Annotated in this window: 16 protein-coding genes; 4 read left to right on the forward strand and 12 right to left on the reverse strand. The window is 43.2% G+C overall.

Annotated elements, in window-relative coordinates; translation table 11 throughout:
* Nucleotides 1-15 precede the first annotated feature (15 nt).
* The 10 genes from MUN89_RS15365 to ilvE all read right to left on the reverse strand — a co-directional run bounded on the left by MUN89_RS15365 (nt 16) and on the right by ilvE (nt 11,503).
* The gene (locus MUN89_RS15365; protein WP_244708649.1) at nt 16-1,011 is read right to left on the reverse strand and encodes an ABC transporter substrate-binding protein; all 996 of its coding nucleotides are present in this window, start codon (nt 1,009-1,011) and stop codon (nt 16-18) included.
* A 240-nt stretch (nt 1,012-1,251) separates the two neighbouring features.
* A complete protein-coding gene (gene ilvA / locus MUN89_RS15370) occupies nt 1,252-2,211 on the reverse strand; it encodes a threonine ammonia-lyase (protein ID WP_244708650.1) in 960 nt (319 codons plus the stop codon).
* 50 nt (nt 2,212-2,261) lie between these two features.
* Nucleotides 2,262-2,840 carry a 3-isopropylmalate dehydratase small subunit gene (gene leuD / locus MUN89_RS15375; protein ID WP_244708651.1) on the reverse strand — a complete coding sequence of 193 codons (579 nt, stop codon included), beginning with the start codon at nt 2,838-2,840 and terminating at the stop codon, nt 2,262-2,264.
* Nucleotides 2,841-2,844: 4 nt separating this feature from the next.
* A complete protein-coding gene (leuC, locus tag MUN89_RS15380) occupies nt 2,845-4,263 on the reverse strand; it encodes a 3-isopropylmalate dehydratase large subunit (protein WP_244708652.1) in 1,419 nt (472 codons plus the stop codon).
* Nucleotides 4,264-4,291: 28 nt separating this feature from the next.
* A complete protein-coding gene (leuB, locus tag MUN89_RS15385; protein ID WP_244708653.1) occupies nt 4,292-5,398 on the reverse strand; it encodes a 3-isopropylmalate dehydrogenase in 1,107 nt (368 codons plus the stop codon).
* 20 nt (nt 5,399-5,418) lie between these two features.
* Nucleotides 5,419-6,957, reverse strand: a complete 1,539-nt coding sequence (locus MUN89_RS15390) for a 2-isopropylmalate synthase (RefSeq protein WP_244708654.1) — start codon at nt 6,955-6,957, stop codon at nt 5,419-5,421.
* Nucleotides 6,944-7,975 carry a ketol-acid reductoisomerase gene (gene ilvC, locus MUN89_RS15395; RefSeq protein WP_244708655.1) on the reverse strand — a complete coding sequence of 344 codons (1,032 nt, stop codon included), beginning with the start codon at nt 7,973-7,975 and terminating at the stop codon, nt 6,944-6,946. The genes MUN89_RS15390 and ilvC overlap by 14 nt, the downstream gene beginning before the upstream one ends.
* Nucleotides 7,976-7,998: 23 nt before the next feature.
* Nucleotides 7,999-8,520 (reverse strand): acetolactate synthase small subunit, encoded by a 522-nt coding sequence (gene ilvN, locus MUN89_RS15400; protein ID WP_244708656.1) that lies wholly within the window; start codon nt 8,518-8,520, stop codon nt 7,999-8,001.
* Nucleotides 8,517-10,232, reverse strand: coding sequence for an acetolactate synthase large subunit (gene ilvB / locus MUN89_RS15405; protein ID WP_244708657.1), 1,716 nt, complete (start codon nt 10,230-10,232; stop codon nt 8,517-8,519). Before ilvB ends, ilvN begins: the two co-directional genes overlap by 4 nt.
* 365 nt (nt 10,233-10,597) lie before the next feature.
* Entirely contained in the window at nt 10,598-11,503 is a 906-nt protein-coding gene (gene ilvE, locus MUN89_RS15410) for a branched-chain-amino-acid transaminase (protein WP_244708658.1), read from the reverse strand.
* Between the two features lie 510 nt (nt 11,504-12,013).
* On the opposite strand from ilvE, the gene MUN89_RS15415 reads away from it, so the two are divergent.
* Nucleotides 12,014-12,148: a YjcZ family sporulation protein gene (locus MUN89_RS15415; RefSeq protein WP_244713857.1), complete on the forward strand. Its 135-nt coding sequence runs from the start codon at nt 12,014-12,016 to the stop codon at nt 12,146-12,148.
* A gap of 330 nt (nt 12,149-12,478) precedes the next feature.
* Here MUN89_RS15415 and MUN89_RS15420 read toward each other — a convergent pair whose 3' ends face one another.
* Nucleotides 12,479-13,021 (reverse strand): hypothetical protein, encoded by a 543-nt coding sequence (locus tag MUN89_RS15420; protein ID WP_244708659.1) that lies wholly within the window; start codon nt 13,019-13,021, stop codon nt 12,479-12,481.
* Nucleotides 13,022-13,132: 111 nt separating this feature from the next.
* Between MUN89_RS15420 and MUN89_RS15425 the strand changes: the two genes are divergently transcribed.
* Nucleotides 13,133-13,978 (forward strand): polysaccharide deacetylase family protein, encoded by an 846-nt coding sequence (locus MUN89_RS15425; protein WP_244708660.1) that lies wholly within the window; start codon nt 13,133-13,135, stop codon nt 13,976-13,978.
* Nucleotides 13,979-14,012: 34 nt separating this feature from the next.
* Here MUN89_RS15425 and MUN89_RS15430 read toward each other — a convergent pair whose 3' ends face one another.
* Entirely contained in the window at nt 14,013-14,186 is a 174-nt protein-coding gene (locus tag MUN89_RS15430; protein ID WP_244708661.1) for a hypothetical protein, read from the reverse strand.
* Between the two features lie 342 nt (nt 14,187-14,528).
* Here MUN89_RS15430 and MUN89_RS15435 point away from each other — a divergent pair, with 342 nt between their 5' ends.
* Both MUN89_RS15435 and MUN89_RS15440 read left to right on the forward strand, forming a co-directional pair.
* Nucleotides 14,529-15,560: a putative 2-aminoethylphosphonate ABC transporter substrate-binding protein gene (locus MUN89_RS15435; protein ID WP_244708662.1), complete on the forward strand. Its 1,032-nt coding sequence runs from the start codon at nt 14,529-14,531 to the stop codon at nt 15,558-15,560.
* Nucleotides 15,561-15,620: 60 nt separating this feature from the next.
* Nucleotides 15,621-16,646, forward strand: a complete 1,026-nt coding sequence (locus MUN89_RS15440; RefSeq protein ID WP_244708663.1) for an ATP-binding cassette domain-containing protein — start codon at nt 15,621-15,623, stop codon at nt 16,644-16,646.
* The last annotated feature ends 10 nt before the right edge of the window (nt 16,647-16,656 follow it).

Consider the following 16,656-nt stretch of genomic DNA (forward strand, 5'->3'; position numbering starts at 1 on the left):
AAGAATACACTCGCTTTATTGATCTTCTTTCAGCATGGCATCTGCAACCTGCTTGGATAACACTTCTGCAGACAGCGGCCCGCCAAATGTCCATGTATCGCCAGGCATTTTATAGGTGCGTCCTTCTTTAACAAAATCCAAGTCTTCCCAAACTGGATTTCCTTTTAACTGATTATTGAATATATTGTCATTATCCTGCACGATATAGAAAAATGAAGAATCCTGATAGTTTTGCAAAGTTTCTACGGTAGTAGAAGTATATCCGTAGGTTTCCAGTTTATCAGACTCATAAGCATTCTGCATCCCCATCTTATTCATAACATGAGATACAATCGAATTATCAGTAAACAATCGAAGTGTCGGCGTATTTTGGGAAGTAAAGGCCTGGGTAATCACATAATTGACATCCTTATGCCCAGCGTCCGCCAACCTTTGCTTCTGATCCTCGAAGGTTTTTTCCATATGAGAGACGACTTCTTTTGCTTTATCTTCCTTATCTACAGCTTTTGCCACTGTATTAAATTCATCCAGCATATTCTTATACTGGTCTTTGGCGCTTTCTTCAGAGTAAGGCTCAAACATAATAGTCGGAGCAATTTCTTTCAACTGATCCGCAATTCCTTCGTGCCTGAATTTTACCCCGATGATCAAATCTGGATCCATGCGGGAAATTGCTTCAAGGTTGGGTTCCGCACGTGTTCCAACATCCTCAACTTTATCACTGAAAGGAATGCCGACATCTACCCAATCTCCATAAGAATCCAACCCTGCAACGCCAACTGGTTCCATGCCCAGCGCCTGCAGATCCTCGGCATAGGTCCATTCTAAAACAACAACCTTCTTCGGCGTACCTTTAATCGTTTGCTCCCCAAGAGCATCCTCAATTTTTACGGAGCGCTCAGAATTGTCTCCTTCATTGTTATTCTCCGAACTTTCCTCATTATTCGAACTGCTGCAAGCCGCAAGAACAGTTAGAACGATAATTGTAAGCCACAAGAACGATTTCTTCATCTGTTTATCAACCTTTCATTATGTATTAGAGTAAGAAAAACCCTGTTCTGCTAAATGCTTTCAGTTGAAAAGGATTCTCATTATCATTTATATTCGATATGTTACCTAAGTCTTACTTTTTTGTCAATGATAATCTTTATCAATTAGTTTTTAAAAGTAAGCAAGGTCCCTTTCCGTTTTTACTCACTGCATTTCTCCTCAGTAAATCAGCGCCCGGCTTTTAGGCCAGGGCGCTGTCATTTACGCGATCACTATTTTTTTAGGAGCTGCTAGCTTGTGGATCGTTGGCAGTTTAGCGATGTCCATGTTACCTCCACTCAGTATTACTCCCGTGTGCTTTTTCTTCCAATTAGCATCTTCATCCAGAAGCGCTGCAAGAGCAGTTGCTCCAGCCCCTTCTACTAAGGTTTTCTCCCTTTCGAGCAGCTGCAGCATAGCCTTAGCAATATAATGTTCATCGACTTTAACTACCCGATCCACGTATTTTTGAATACACTGAAAGGTTAGTCTTCCTCTTTCTTTCACAGCAATCCCATCAGCTATAGTGGAGCACGAAGTCAGCTTTTGTGGACCTGTTTTATAGAAAGCATTATAAGTGGCTGGCGCCTTCGCCGATTGAACACCGATGATTTCAATCTCAGGCTTTAATTGTTTAGCGGCAAATGCCACTCCACTAATTAGACCTCCACCACCGATCGGTACAATCAGTCTCTCTAGCTCTGGCTGCTGCTGAAGCATTTCGACAGCAATCGTCCCTTGTCCCGCCATGACGTCAAAATCATCAAACGGGTGAACAAAGGTAGCGCCGCTCCGTTTCTGTTCTTCCAGTGCAGCCTTGTATGCCTCTTGAAAAGACTCGCCAGTAAGAACAATGCTCGCTCCATAGCCTTCTGTGGCTTGTATTTTTGCTTTAGGAGTCGCTTCCGGCATAAAGATCGTAGCTTTTATCCCTCTTTTTGAAGCTGCCATGGCTACTCCCTGTGCATGGTTTCCTGCAGAAGCAGCGATCACTCCACAGTCCGCTTCCTCCTTAGCCAGACTAGCGACTTTGTATGAAGCTCCTCTGACCTTGAAGGCGCCTGTTTTCTGCTGGTTTTCCATTTTAAAATAAACGTTTTGATCTGTTTGCTGATTAAGCGTAGAAGAAGTTTCAAGAGGAGTGCGGTGTACAACCTCCTGCAACTTTTCATGTGCATCCATTACTTTAGCTAGCGTTAAGAAATCCCCAACGTCTTCACTCCCTTTATTAGTTATGCTTTTTCGAATTGGTCAATTTTATCTTCATAGGTTAAGGTAACTGATATTTCATCCCAACCATTTAGAAGCATTTCCTTCTGGTAAGGCTGGATGTCAAAGGTGGCACTGAATCCTTCGTCATCCTGCACTACCTGAGATTTAAGATCTACAAACAGTGATAGAGACTGCTGTTCAGCCTTTTCAATTATTTCTTTCGTTTCCGTTTGTGATAATTGGATTGGCAGAATACCATTTTTAAAACAATTGTTATAAAAAATGTCTGCAAAGCTTGACGCGATCACCACTTTAAACCCGTAATCCTGTATGGCCCACGGTGCGTGTTCACGAGATGAGCCGCAGCCAAAGTTTTCCCCTGCTACCATAATAGAGGCATCTTTGTACTTAAGATCATTCAAGGAAAAGTCGTCACGCAGTGCTCCATCTTCGTTAAAACGCCAATTGTAAAAGAGAAATTGACCAAATCCCTGTCGTTCAATACGTTTAAGAAACTGCTTAGGAATAATTTGATCCGTATCAATATTGGCACGATTTAATGGATAAACTAAACCTTTGTGCTGTTTCAACGGTTCCATTGCCTTAACCTCCTACTGCACTTGCGTATTTTCTTACATCCACAAAGTGCCCTTCAAGCGCTGCTGCTGCTGCCATTTCTGGACTGACTAAATGCGTTCTTGCTCCATTTCCCTGGCGACCTTCAAAATTCCTGTTCGAAGTGGATGCGCAGCGTTCACCTGGCGGAACGACATCGTCATTCATGGCAAGACACATGCTGCAGCCTGCGTCCCGCCATTCAAATCCAGCAGTTAAAAAGACCGTATCAAGTCCTTCCGCTTCCGCTGCTTCCTTTACGGATCTTGAACCTGGCACTACAATGGCCTTCACATTTTCGTGAACTCTGCCGCCCCGCACTATTTCAGCAGCTTTTCTTAAGTCTCCCAATCGTGAATTCGTGCAGGAACCAATGAACACGTGTTCCACAGGAATGGATTGAATATCTTGATTCGCTTCCAGCCCCATGTAATCGATAGCTCTTTGCACACCATCCTGGTCTTCTTCCTTCCTAAAAGCAGATGGGTCTGGTACTTGTCCACTTACAGGTACGCATTGTGAAGGATTAGTTCCCCACGTAACTTGAGGTTCGATTTCATTAGCATGAATTTCAACTGTTTCATCATAGACACACCCTTCATCTGAGGCAAGGGCAAGCCATTCTTCAGCTGCCTGTTCAAAGGCTTCTTCTTTGGGTACGTGACGTTTTCCTCGCAAATATTCCACTGTAGTTTCGTCTGGACTGATCAATCCTGCCCGTGCTCCTGCTTCAATCGACATATTACAGACCGTCATGCGCTCTTCCATCGTTAAGTTGTGAACAGCTTCGCCGGTATATTCAATGACATAACCTGTCCCGAACCGAACGCCATATTTTCCGATAACCGCAAGAATAAGGTCTTTAGCTGTTACTCCTGTTCCAAGTTCGCCATCCACTTTCACTTGCAAAGTCTTTGGAGGAGTCTGCCATAACGTCTGCGTAGCGAGAACGTGCTCGACTTCACTTGTACCAATCCCAAACGCCAAGGCGCCAAAAGCGCCGTGTGTCGAGGTATGACTATCCCCACAAACAATCGTCTTACCCGGCTGAGTAAGTCCTAGCTCTGGACCAATAACGTGCACAATGCCCTGGTCAGGATGGTCTATATCAGCAAGTCTAACCCCGAACTCCTTACAGTTTTGTTCCAAAGTTTCCATTTGTTTTTTGGACACCATATCTTTAATAATGTGGCGGTGAATGGTTGGTACATTATGATCCATTGTAGCAAAAGTATTTTCCGGTCTTCTTACTTTTCTACCACTCATCCGCAGTCCTTCAAACGCTTGAGGAGAAGTTACTTCATGGATCAAATGCAGGTCAATATAAATGAGGTCAGGCTTGCTCTCCTCTCTATGGACAACGTGCTTATCCCATATTTTTTCTACAATCGTTTTCGCTTGACTCAAGTTTCACCCTCTCCTTTCCTTTTCCAGATTAGGCATAACACCTCATAATGTTTTCCGTAGTATCGTTAGAACTGATCTGTTCAATCACTTTTGCCGCCATTTCACTTCCGCTTACTTCCACTCCATCGTGTACAGCTAGGTCAGCCGTGTGGAAACGGGCATCCAGTACCTCTTTTACTGCGTTTTCCACTTGTTCGGCTTCTTCTTCTAATTGAAAAGAATACTTAAGCATCATGGCAGCGGAGAGGATAGCCGCGAGCGGATTGGCTTTATTCTGCCCCGCAATATCCGGCGCTGACCCGTGAACCGGTTCATACAGCCCTACTCCGTCACTTCTGATACTTGCTGATGGCAGCATACCCAAGGAGCCAGTCAAAACGGAAGCTTCATCGCTGAGAATGTCACCGAACATGTTTTCTGTCACAATGACGTCAAAGGAAGAAGGGCTTGTGATCAGCTTCATCGCAGCAGCATCGACTAACATATGCTCAACTGTGACGTCTGGATATTCTTTGCTCTTTTCTTCCACAACTTCACGCCACATTCGGCTCGATTCTAGAACATTTGCTTTATCTACAGAAGTGAGGTGCTTGCGTCTCACACGGGCACTTTGGAAAGCTTGATCAACAATCCGAACGATTTCACTGTGTGAGTAAGCAAGGGTGTCAACCACTTCTTTCCCACCGTTGCGTCGTTCGCTCGGCTCTCCAAAATACAACCCTCCGGTCAATTCTCTTACAATTAACAAATCACTGCCTGAAACGACTTCTTCTTTTAATGGTGAGGCATGGAGCAGCTGCTTAAATCCTTTAATCGGTCTAAGGTTTGCGAACAGCTCCATTTTTTTACGGATGCCTAAGAGACCTTTTTCTGGACGCATATGACCAGGCAGGTGGTCCCATTGCGGGCCACCCACCGCTCCTAAAAGAATGGCATCTGCTTTTTTGCATGCCGCCACTGTATCTTCCGGCAGCGGGGTACCCTGGCTGTCTATGGCTGCCCCTCCTATTTCGTGTGACTCAAATGTAAACGTATGATGGTAACGCTCAGCAACAGCTTCCAGTACTTTTTTTGCTGCTTTTGTAACTTCTTGCCCGATCCCATCACCAGGCAGCATAACGATATGCTTCTTCATTTAGGTCTCCTCCTTTTTGATTAAGCTTGCTGTACGGCAGATGTCTGGTAATTGATTAAAGTACGGTTTACAGCATTAAGAAAAGCTTGTGCTGAAGCTTCGAGCACATCTTGAGCAGAGCCTCTCCCAGCCGTTTTTCTTCCATTAACAGTAAGCTGGACATGCACTTCAGCAAGTGCGTCTCTTCCTCTTCCGATAGAATTCAGCTGATAGTCCTGCAAATGGACATCTTCATCAATGAGATCGTCCAGTGTATTGTAGATAGCTTCTACGCTACCTTCTCCCGTATTCGCGCGTTCCACTTCTTCGCCGTCAGGACGGGTAAGAAGAATAGTAGCTGTTGGTTTATTAATGCTTCCATATTGAACTTGGAAGGCTTTAAGTTCATATTTAGGCTGATCTTCATATGCGGTTTGGGTATCTGTTAAAATAGCAAATACATCATCATCCGTAACTTCTTTTTTCTTGCCCGTCAGATTTTTAAATGAAGTAAAGGCTTCTTTTAACTTTTCTTCCGTCAGTTCAAAACCGAACGATTCCGCTTTTTGCTTAAACGCATGTCTGCCAGAGTGTTTCCCAAGCACCATTCGGTTGGAGTCAATGCCTACCATGGCTGGTGTAATGATTTCATAGGTCGTCGATTCCTTAAGAACTCCATCCTGGTGAATCCCTGATTCATGAGCAAACGCGTTTCTACCTACAACTGCCTTGTTTCCAGGAACCATCATACCTGTCAGCTTACTGACCAAATCACTCGTCCGCTTAATTTCCTTCAGGACCAGGTTGGTTTGGAAGTCAAATCGGTCCTGGCGAATCTGCAAAGCCACTGCGATTTCTTCAAGAGCAGCATTTCCTGCACGTTCCCCAATGCCATTGATCGTTCCTTCAATCTGTGTGGCTCCGTGTTCGATGGCCGCAAGTGAATTGCTGACAGCCATTCCCAAATCATCGTGACAGTGAGCAGACAACGCAGCTTTATGAATATTCGGAACATTATTCTTCACATAGTCAAACAATTTTCCATATTCATCCGGTGTCGTATAACCAACCGTATCCGGCAGATTAATAACCGTCGCACCTGCATCAATGACCTTTTCAACAATATGAACAAGAAAATCTAAATCTGTGCGGCAGGCATCTTCGGCTGACCACTGTACATAGGGAAACTTTTCCTTGGCGTAGGAAACAGCTTCAACTGCGGTTTCCACCACTTCTTCAGGAGTCTTCTTTAGTTTATGAGTCATGTGGACGGGAGAAGTGGCCAAAAAGATGTGAAGTCTCGGCTCTGCCCCGCCTTTTAAAGCCTCCCAGGCCATATCGATATCTTTTTTATTTGCTCTGGCTAAACCAGTAACCGAACATCCTCTAACGGTATCAGCAATTTCTTTAACGGCTTCGAAGTCTCCTTGGGAGGAAGCAGGAAAACCTGCTTCCATGATGTCTACACCAAGGCGTTCCAATTGTTTAGCAATTTCGATTTTTTCCAGACGGTTCAAATTGACACCTGCTGACTGTTCTCCATCTCGCAGGGTGGTGTCGAAAACTTTAACGTGAGCCATGTGTAACCACATCCTTTTCTTTAGATTGAGGTTTCTTAACGAATGGCATTAATTCTCGCAGCTCTCTACCCACCTTTTCGATCTGATGTTTATTTTCCATGTCATTAATGGCATTAAATTCTGGACGGTTTACTTTGTTTTCAAGGATCCATCCTTTAGCAAATTTCCCTGTTTGGATATCAGAAAGAACATCTTTCATGCGTGCTTTTGTATCTTCGTCAATGACTCGTGGTCCAGATACGAAGTCACCCCATTGAGCAGTGTCAGAGATGGAATAACGCATGTATTCCAGTCCTCCTTCATACATCAGGTCAACGATTAGTTTTAACTCATGCATGCACTCAAAGTAAGCAACTTCAGGCTGATAACCCGCTTCGGTCAAGGTTTCAAACCCAGCTTTTACAAGGCTGGAAAGACCTCCGCAAAGGACTGCCTGCTCACCAAATAGATCCGTTTCTGTTTCTTCCTGGAAGCTCGTTTCTAGAACTCCAGCGCGTCCTGAACCAATTCCTTTTGCATAGGCTAAAGCAATATTTTTTGCTTCCCCTGTGACGTCTTGCTCGACGCCGATTAATGACGGTACTCCGGCACCATCTTCGAAAGTCCTTCGTACAAGATGTCCAGGTCCCTTAGGAGCTACTAAAAATACGTCCACGTCTGACGGAGGTACAACTTGTTTAAAGTGAACATTAAACCCATGAGCAAAAGCCAGGGCAGCTCCAGCTTTTAAATTTGGCTTAATATGTTCTTCAAATACAGCAGGTTGATGTTCATCTGGCAGAAGAACCATTACAACGTCTGAAGCAGCTACAGCCTCAGCTACCTCTTTCACTTCCATACCGTCTTCTTCAGCTTTATTCCAGGACTTTCCTTTTCTCAAGCCAACGACTACGTCAAATCCGCTTTCCTTTAGATTTTGTGCGTGGGCATGGCCTTGGGATCCATAACCGACTACAGCTACCTTCTTATTTTGGAGAACCTCTTCTTGAATGTCATTGTGATAAAATACTTTAGCCATTGTTCATCATCCTTTCGAAATTGTTATTTTAGTAAAGAGTAAGATTTTATCTCTGTCATTTGCGGCTGCTGGCCGCGGGTAAAAGCTGTCAAACCTGTTCTTGCTAATTCCTTGATGCCGTATGGTCTGAGCAATTCAATAATGGCATCCACTTTGTCGGAAGCCCCTGTGACTTGAACGGTCATGCTTTCCTTGCTGACGTCAATCACAGTAGCTCGGAAAGGTTCAATAATGCCCTGAATCTCACTTCGAACTTGCGGGCCGCTGATGACTTTGATCATCGCCAGCTCCCTTGCCACAATGGCCTTATCTGTAATATCAGATACTTTCAGGACATCGATTTGTTTATTCAGCTGCTTTGTCAGCTGCTCGAGTTTTCTCTCATCTTCGACTTCTACGACAAAGGTCATTTTAGAGACCCCTTCTTTTTCAGTACGGCCAACAGAAATGCTCTCAATGTTAAATTGACGCTTCGCTAACAAACCAGTGACTCTGTTTAAGACTCCACTGCGATTATGGACCATCGCGGTTACGATTCGTTTCATGGTTTCACCCCAATCATTTCGTGCAGCCCTTTTCCTGGGGCAATCATCGGATAAACATTTTCTTTTTGGAGCACCCTGCAATCAATTAACGCAGGATGTGAATCTTTAAGAATTTTAGGAAGATGCTCTTCAACTTCTTCTGGTGTTTCCAATTTATACCCTGGGATTTGATAGCTTTCAGCTAGCTTTACAAAATCCGGCTGTACATCAATGATGGATTCGGAATAGCGCTGTTCATAAAATTTTTCCTGCCACTGACGGACCATTCCAAGCGCCTGGTTATTAACAATCAGCACTTTGACTGGGAGCTTTCTTTCTTGAAGCACGGATAACTCTTGAAGGGTCATTTGAAAACCGCCATCGCCTACAACGGCAACGACTGTCGAATCCATATCTCCCAATTGGGCACCGATCGCAGCTGGGAAACCAAAGCCCATCGTCCCTAGGCCACCAGAAGTAACCCAGCGATTCGGACGTTCGAAATGGTAATACTGCGCAGCCCACATTTGATGCTGGCCAACATCAGTGGTCACAATGGCATTCCCTTTTGTATAGTCATAAACTTTTTTCATCAGCCATTGAGGAACCACACCATCGCCTGATTCATCATGCCACAGTGGGAAATCCCTTTTGTTCTTTTCCTGCTGTTCCATCCACTCCTGATGATCCAGCGGCTCGATTTGCTTTTGGTTTAAGGATTTGAGAGCAGCTTTTGCATCGGACACAATTGGAAGGTGAGTGGGAACATTCTTGCCAATCTCTGCTGGGTCGATATCGATATGGGCTACTTTTGCTTGCGGTGCAAAATGTTTAAGATTGCCGGTCAACCGGTCATCAAACCTTGCGCCGATATTAATAAGCAGATCACATTCATACAGTGCCATATTCGCAGCATAAGTCCCGTGCATCCCTGCCATGCCAAGAGAAAGATCATCACTTCCAGGGTAGCTTCCTAAGCCAAGAAGGGTGTTGGCAACAGGAAGCTGATAATTTCTAACGAATTCCTTCAGCTCTTCAGAACCGCCGGAATGAATAACTCCAGCCCCTGCTAGAACTACAGGTTTCTTCGCTGTTTTTAGAGCTTCATACAATTTGTTGATTTGAAGCGGATTCGGTTTTACCGTAGGTTGATAACCAGGCAAGTGAAACTTTGATTCCACTTTTTCTTCCGTTACCGTTGCGCATATATCTTTCGGAATATCCACAACGACAGGTCCTGGTCGGCCGGTAGTTGCAATATGAAAGGCTTCTTTTACTATTCTTGGCAATTCTTCAATATGCTGAACTTGATAATTGTGTTTCGTAATCGGGGTCGTAATTCCCATTACATCTGACTCCTGAAAAGCATCCGTACCAATTACCCCTTTTGCTACCTGCCCTGTAAAGATAACCAGTGGAATGGAGTCCATCATGGCATCCGCTATTCCTGTAATCAGGTTGGTAGCCCCGGGACCCGAAGTTCCAATTACAACGCCGGCACGACCTGAGACTCTTGCATAACCTTCAGCCGCATGGACAGCTCCTTGCTCATGCCGTGGCAGGATATGTTCAAAGCTCCCTTTTGCACGGTATAAAGCATCGTAGATAGGTAATACCGCTCCTCCCGGGTAACCAAATAAGGTCTCTACTCCCTGATCTACTAAAGCTTCTACAAGTAAATCTGCTCCAGTCCTTGTAGTGGTTTGTTCCATCGGCTTTGTCTCTACCTTCATTTTTAAATCCCTCCTAGTATTGAGAATATAAAAAAGACCTTTTCATCCTCCACTCCCCTTGGTGCGCATACTTGCGTAAAAGGAAAGAGAGGGGTGAAAAGGTCTATGGTTTTCACGGTACCACCCTCGTTCGTGAAGCGTCCGCTTCACCTCATGGAAACCGGATTACTCCTGTTTCCTTTTGATAACAGGTGCTGTGAACACCTGGTCACGCCTACTGGTTACCGTTCAGCAGTGACACTCAAGGATGATGTCAGAATAAGCAGCGCTTCCGGGCTTCCAGCAACCCCGGCTCTCTGGGAACGCTATATCTTATTCCTTTATTCCTGTCAACGAGTTTTCAAATAAAGTTGTCGTTTAAAAATTCAGCTTACCTGTACCTTATCTTCAGTGGAATATACTTTCACACCATCGGTAGTGGTGATTTTTCTAAATTCAGACAATAAATGGCTTGTTACAGCTCCTGGTTTTCCGTCTCCTACCTGTCTTTGGTCTACTTCAACAACCGCTATGACTTCAGCAGCTGTACCGGTTAAGAACACTTCATCTGCTACATACACATCATGACGGGTAAACGGCTGCTCTTTTACGTCATATCCTTTTTCCTTGGCCAGGTCGATGATGGCATTTCGTGTTATTCCTTCTAAAGCTCCTAAATAAGTAGGAGGTGTAAAGATCGTACCGTTTTTAACAATAAATATATTATCAGCCGATCCTTCCGTGACATATCCCTGGTCATTCAGCATCAAAGCCTCATCCACTCCAGCTTGATTTGCTTCCATTTTTACTAAAATATTATTTAAATAATTTAATGATTTCACTTGAGGCGGCAGAACATCCGGCCGGTTCCGGCGGCTTGAGACAGAAGCAAGCCGTACCCCTCTTTCATAAAGTTCTTTAGGAAATAAAGCGAGTGCTTCAGCGATGACAACCACTCTTGGATTAGCGCAGCTTGTAGGATCAAGTCCTAAATTACCTGAGCCTCTGGAAACAACAACACGAATATAAGCTGTTTCCAATTGATTCTTACGGACTGTTTCTGCAATAATCTCTTCCAGCTCCTCCTTTTCATATGGGATATTGAGCATGATAGATTTTGCAGAATCATAAAGCCGGTTTAAATGTTCTTCAAGCTTGAATATGTTGCCTTCGTAGACGCGAATGCCTTCAAACACCCCGTCTCCATATAAGAAACCATGATCATATACAGACACGACGGCTTCATTTTTATTGACATATTCGCCACTTAAATAAATCCATTGGCTGCTCATTCTCAGCACTCCTTTCTTTTATATAGTAATGGTTAAAATGACTAAAGAGTTAAAGTGATAGTGTGGACCCTGATGTAAGCATGCACTCTTACTTTTTTCCAGGGTCCCAATGGTCATTTCACATGAACCAGCTCACCGGGTTTCGGTGTAGTTGATTGAGGACTACTTTAAACCGTATTCTCGAGTTGGTCAACAGGTTTTTAGAAAGTTTTCTGAACACTTTGATTATTCGGTTATTTAATAAAGCGTTTTCATTCGCGTCATTGTTGCTTTTACCACCTGCAACACGAGCTTCTTTTTTTCTTTTTTATCTTTCTTTATCCTCTTTTTTTATCCTTCATGAGCTTGCCTGTTCACTGCTTAGCAAGGATAAATTGAAAGACCGGTATAAGGAGTTTTTTTCTTTTTTATTTTTTTCATTACGTATGGAAAGCTGTTGTGGATAGACGCCCTTCCGTACCTTGGACGCTCAACATATTCTGTTATATAAACGATAAAGGTGGTGGAATCATGGGCTTTTATGGTGGCTTTGGCGGTTTCGGCTACGGCGGCGGCTGCGGCGGATGTGGCTACGGCGGCGGATTCGCTCTAATCGTCGTATTGTTCATTCTTTTGATCATTGTCGGTGCATCTTTCTATTATTAAAATTAGATGCAGAAACACGGCATACTAAAAAAGAAATGAAAAAAATAACCAGGATTCCCCTGGTTATTTTTTCAGCTTGAAGAGAAACCTTGTGTTTTTCTTCAAGCTTTTTTTCTTACCGCCAGAAGGGATGACTCCTTCCCTTTCCGGGGACAAGCACCCGAGCTTCCTCTAGAAACCCACGATCGGCGATCCCGGCTCACTCGATCTTCCGCAGGAGTGGAAGGGACCTCACTCTTTGGTTTCTTTAAAGACAGAAAAAGACTCTCCTTCACCTAGCTAGATGGAGGAGAGTCTTCTTCGACAGGCAGCTGTCCCCCTGGTTATTTTTCATTCAAGCTCCTCCTGAACTTCTTTGTCGATTTCCTCAAGAGTTTCCCTGATTACTGTCAGGGATTCCCTTAAAATCTCTTTAACGTTAAACACCGCTGGTACTTCTTCCTGTTCCTTCTGCAGCAACAATAACTGACAGGCGTTCGTAATATTGATCAACTGCTCATAAATCAGTTCAAAGTTCTTATACAAAAGAATCGGAGTTTCAGGTTCAAGTTCTCTAAGATAAAACCTTTTTATCTCATTGTTTTTCTCTTTCACAATTTGCAGGACATAAACGGGAAGCTCGTTCCCCTCCGTTTCCATCCCTCTATCTTCCATTAGTTGAAGTAAGTGGCAAAGATTTGAACGAAAATATACGATGTAATTTCGTTTAAAACCACTGAATTTCTCAATTTTTTGTTCCTTTAATTCTCTCTTATATAAAAATAAGGAAACTAACCCGGCGAGTAATGTTCCCAAGAATGCTCCACTTAAACCTCCTACCGTTTGCAGCCAGGCATCCGGTGAAATACACTTCCAAAAGCAAGCAGATACCATTTTATCCCCCGTGTTTATTTTATTCCTCCTTTGCATACATTCATGTTAATAATTCTCATCAATAAAAAAGATTATTTTGTTAAAAATAAGAAGAAAAAGGAGGCGCCGGCCATGAGGAAAAGCTGTATATCCATAATATTGAGCATTTTGCTGGTTCAAGCGGTTTTTGGGACAAGCTATGCTGATGCCAAGGCGGACCGTTTTTTCTTTGAAAAGCAAGGCCGCGCTATATGGGATATTCCCACCAATAAAAAAATAGTAGCCCTCACCTTTGATGACGGCCCGAGTGAGACTTATACCCCACTCGTGTTGGACGTCTTGAAGAAATACCAGGCAAAAGCAACCTTCTTTGTTGTAGGAGAACGAGCTGAAAGTTCCCCACAAATTATTAAACGTCAGGTAAAAGCTGGACATGAAGTTGCTAACCATACTTACTCTCACCCAAACATTAGAACGATGAGCAAAAAAGCTCTTACCGATGAAATACTTCATACCAATGCGATTATTCATGGACTAACAGGATATACTCCTAAGCTTTTCAGGCCACCCGGCGGCGCATATAACGAATCCATTATCTATACGGCAAATGAAGCCGGGTTTACTGTTGTACTTTGGTCATGGCACCAGGACACCTTGGATTGGAAACAGCCAGGAACCAGTACGATTGTACGAAATGTAGTGAACAATGTAAGAAATGGCGATATCATTTTGTTTCATGATTATGGGGGCAATCGCATGCAGACGGTCAATGCACTAAAAAAGATCCTTCCTCGCTTGAAAAAAGAAGGGTATGAATTTGTAACCGTTTCACAGCTAACGACTATGAACCCTGATTATAGATATTTAAACCTTTTAAGGACATTCAAATACTCACTTGAACTTCCCCCTATACAAATCAAGGCTATAGAGAGCCTGGGCATGCAGTTGAATGAAAAAAACCGTTGGTTCTTGAAATGAACCAACGGTTTTTTACGAATTTTTCTATCTGTTATTAATGATTAGGACGCGATTTGCTCCAATAGATCATCCATAATGGCCAGGCCATAATGATTAACAGGGTTCTTAGAATATAGATAACTTCCTCTTCTGGATTGGTGCTATCCGGTTCTTTTTGAAGAAAACCAATAACAATTCCCGCTCCTAAATAAAGAATTAAGAACAGCATTTCTCCACCTCATTTAATACTCTTCCTACATCATATTAATAACTGCAGTATTTCGTTTATGAGAATAACGGAATTAGACAACTACCCGGATTGTTTAAAAGCATTAAAAGCCTTTTGTCTTCCCATGAATCAACAGCAATTGTTGACGGACTTAAAACAACAACAAAACACATAAAACCATAAAAAAACACACAATTAACGTGGGTTTAATATGAGATTTACAAATGAGATTTATAGTTTAAGTGCAGAAGAAAAGAGGAGGGATTCGATAATAAATCCGTGGAATCATTGTAATTATAATGTTTTAAAACCATTTCGAAGAATTAAAGGAGGATATTACCAATGAAAAAATGGATGTTGATTTTTATGTCGCTTTTGTTGATTTTTTTGGCAGCTTGCTCCGGAGGTAACGCCCAATCTAAAGATGAAATCACGGTTTATACCGCCTTGGAAGATGACATGCTTGACCCATACTTAAGTTCCTTTAAAGAAAAATATCCTGATATTAAGGTTAACATTGTACGTGACTCTACCGGGGTCATAACGGCAAAGCTGCTTGCAGAAAAGGATAACCCAAAAGCAGATGTCGTTTGGGGATTGGCAGCTACAAGCCTTCTCGTAGCCGACCAGCAAGGTATGCTGCAAGGATATGCTCCAAAAGATGCTGATCGGGTAGAAAAAGCATACAAGGATGATAGAGAAAAGCCTCACTGGGTGGGAATTGATGCGTGGATGACTGGAATTACGGTGAATACGGTGGAATTAAAAAAGCAGGGGCTTGATATGCCGAAATCGTACGAGGACCTTTTGGACCCTCAATATAAGGATGCCATTGTAATGCCTAACCCCGCCTCATCGGGTACTGGTTTTTTAACTGTATCCGCTTTTCTTCAATTGATGGGAGAAGACAAGGCATGGAATTACATGGATAAGCTTCACCATAATATCGGATTGTACACTCATTCAGGTTCGAAACCTGCGAAACTTGCCGGACAAGGTGAATACCCCATTGGGATTTCCTTTGGTTACCGTGGAATTACTCAAGCCGATAAAGGCGAACCAATCAAAACGATCTTCCCTAAAGAAGGATCTGGTTGGGATTTAGAAGCAAATGCTCTTGTGAAAAAAGAAAATATAAAAGACAGTGCCAAAAAGTTTTTAGACTGGGCCATTTCAGATGAAGCAATGAAAGAATACAGCAAGAATTTTGCAATTACTTCTGTTCCTACGGACAAACCCGTACCTGAAGGTTTTCCTGACGACACTGCTGCCCAGTTAATCGATAATGACTTTGAATGGGCAGCTAAACATCGTGAAGAGATACTTGATAAATGGTCCAAAAAGTATGAGGGCAAAAGTGAACCAAAGGAATAACAGCAGGTATGGGGAGACCCTTCCCCCCTCTTCCTTCTGCTCATAAAGGAGAGATCAACAATGGAACACTTAAAGATCAACGAAATTGAAAAATTCTTTGGCCGAACACATGTTTTAAAAAAGTTTTCCTTCTCCATAGAACAAGGGGAATTTGTTTGTTTGTTAGGTCCGAGCGGGTGCGGAAAAACGACACTCCTCAGAATCATTGCCGGTCTGGAACAGCCAAATAACGGAAGCGTCTATTTAAATCTTAAGGATATTACAAACCACCCCCCAGCAAGACGGAATTTCGGCATTGTTTTTCAATCCTACGCTCTTTTTCCTAATCTTACAGCTGAAGAAAATGTGGCTTACGGATTACAGACTAAAAAGATCACTCGAAAGGAAAAACACGAAAAAGTTCATCAAACGCTGGAGCTGGTAAATCTTGGCCATATTGCAAAGCAGTACCCTTCCCAACTATCCGGAGGGCAGCAGCAGCGGATCGCCCTTGCACGTGCAATCGCTATGTCTCCAGATTTCTTACTGCTTGATGAACCACTTTCGGCACTTGATGCTAAAGTACGCGTCCAATTGCGTAACGAAATTAAACAGCTGCAAAAACGGTTAGGAATTACGACCATTATGGTTACTCATGACCAGGAAGAGGCTTTATCAATGGCAGACAGAATTGTAGTAATGAATAATGGAGCGCTTGAGCAATCAGGTCTGCCCCAGGATATTTATGACCATCCTGAAACCCCTTTTGTAGCAGATTTTATCGGAACAATGAATTTTGTCGGGAAAACCTTCGGAGCCAGCCAAAACAGACATGCTTCCATTCGACCTGAACACGTGAAGCTCCTGTTTACCTCTTCTCCTTCCGCTTTTCCTGTATCTGTGGAGCATGTGGAATTTAGAGGAGGAAGTTATCGAGTCCTGCTTAAACAAACTAAGGAAAGTGGATCCTTATGGGCAGATGTTACAGCAGAAGCTTTTAAAGCCCACCCTTTAGATATCGGAGAAGTTCTTTACGCAGAACTTCCCAAATCAAAATTAATCTATTTCGAGGCAGTGCCCGGTAGCCAACCACCGGTCCATAGTTAGGAGTACCCTT

Source organism: Halobacillus salinarum (assembly GCF_022919095.1).
Taxonomy (GTDB): Bacteria; Bacillota; Bacilli; order Bacillales; family Halobacillaceae; genus Halobacillus_B; species Halobacillus_B salinarum.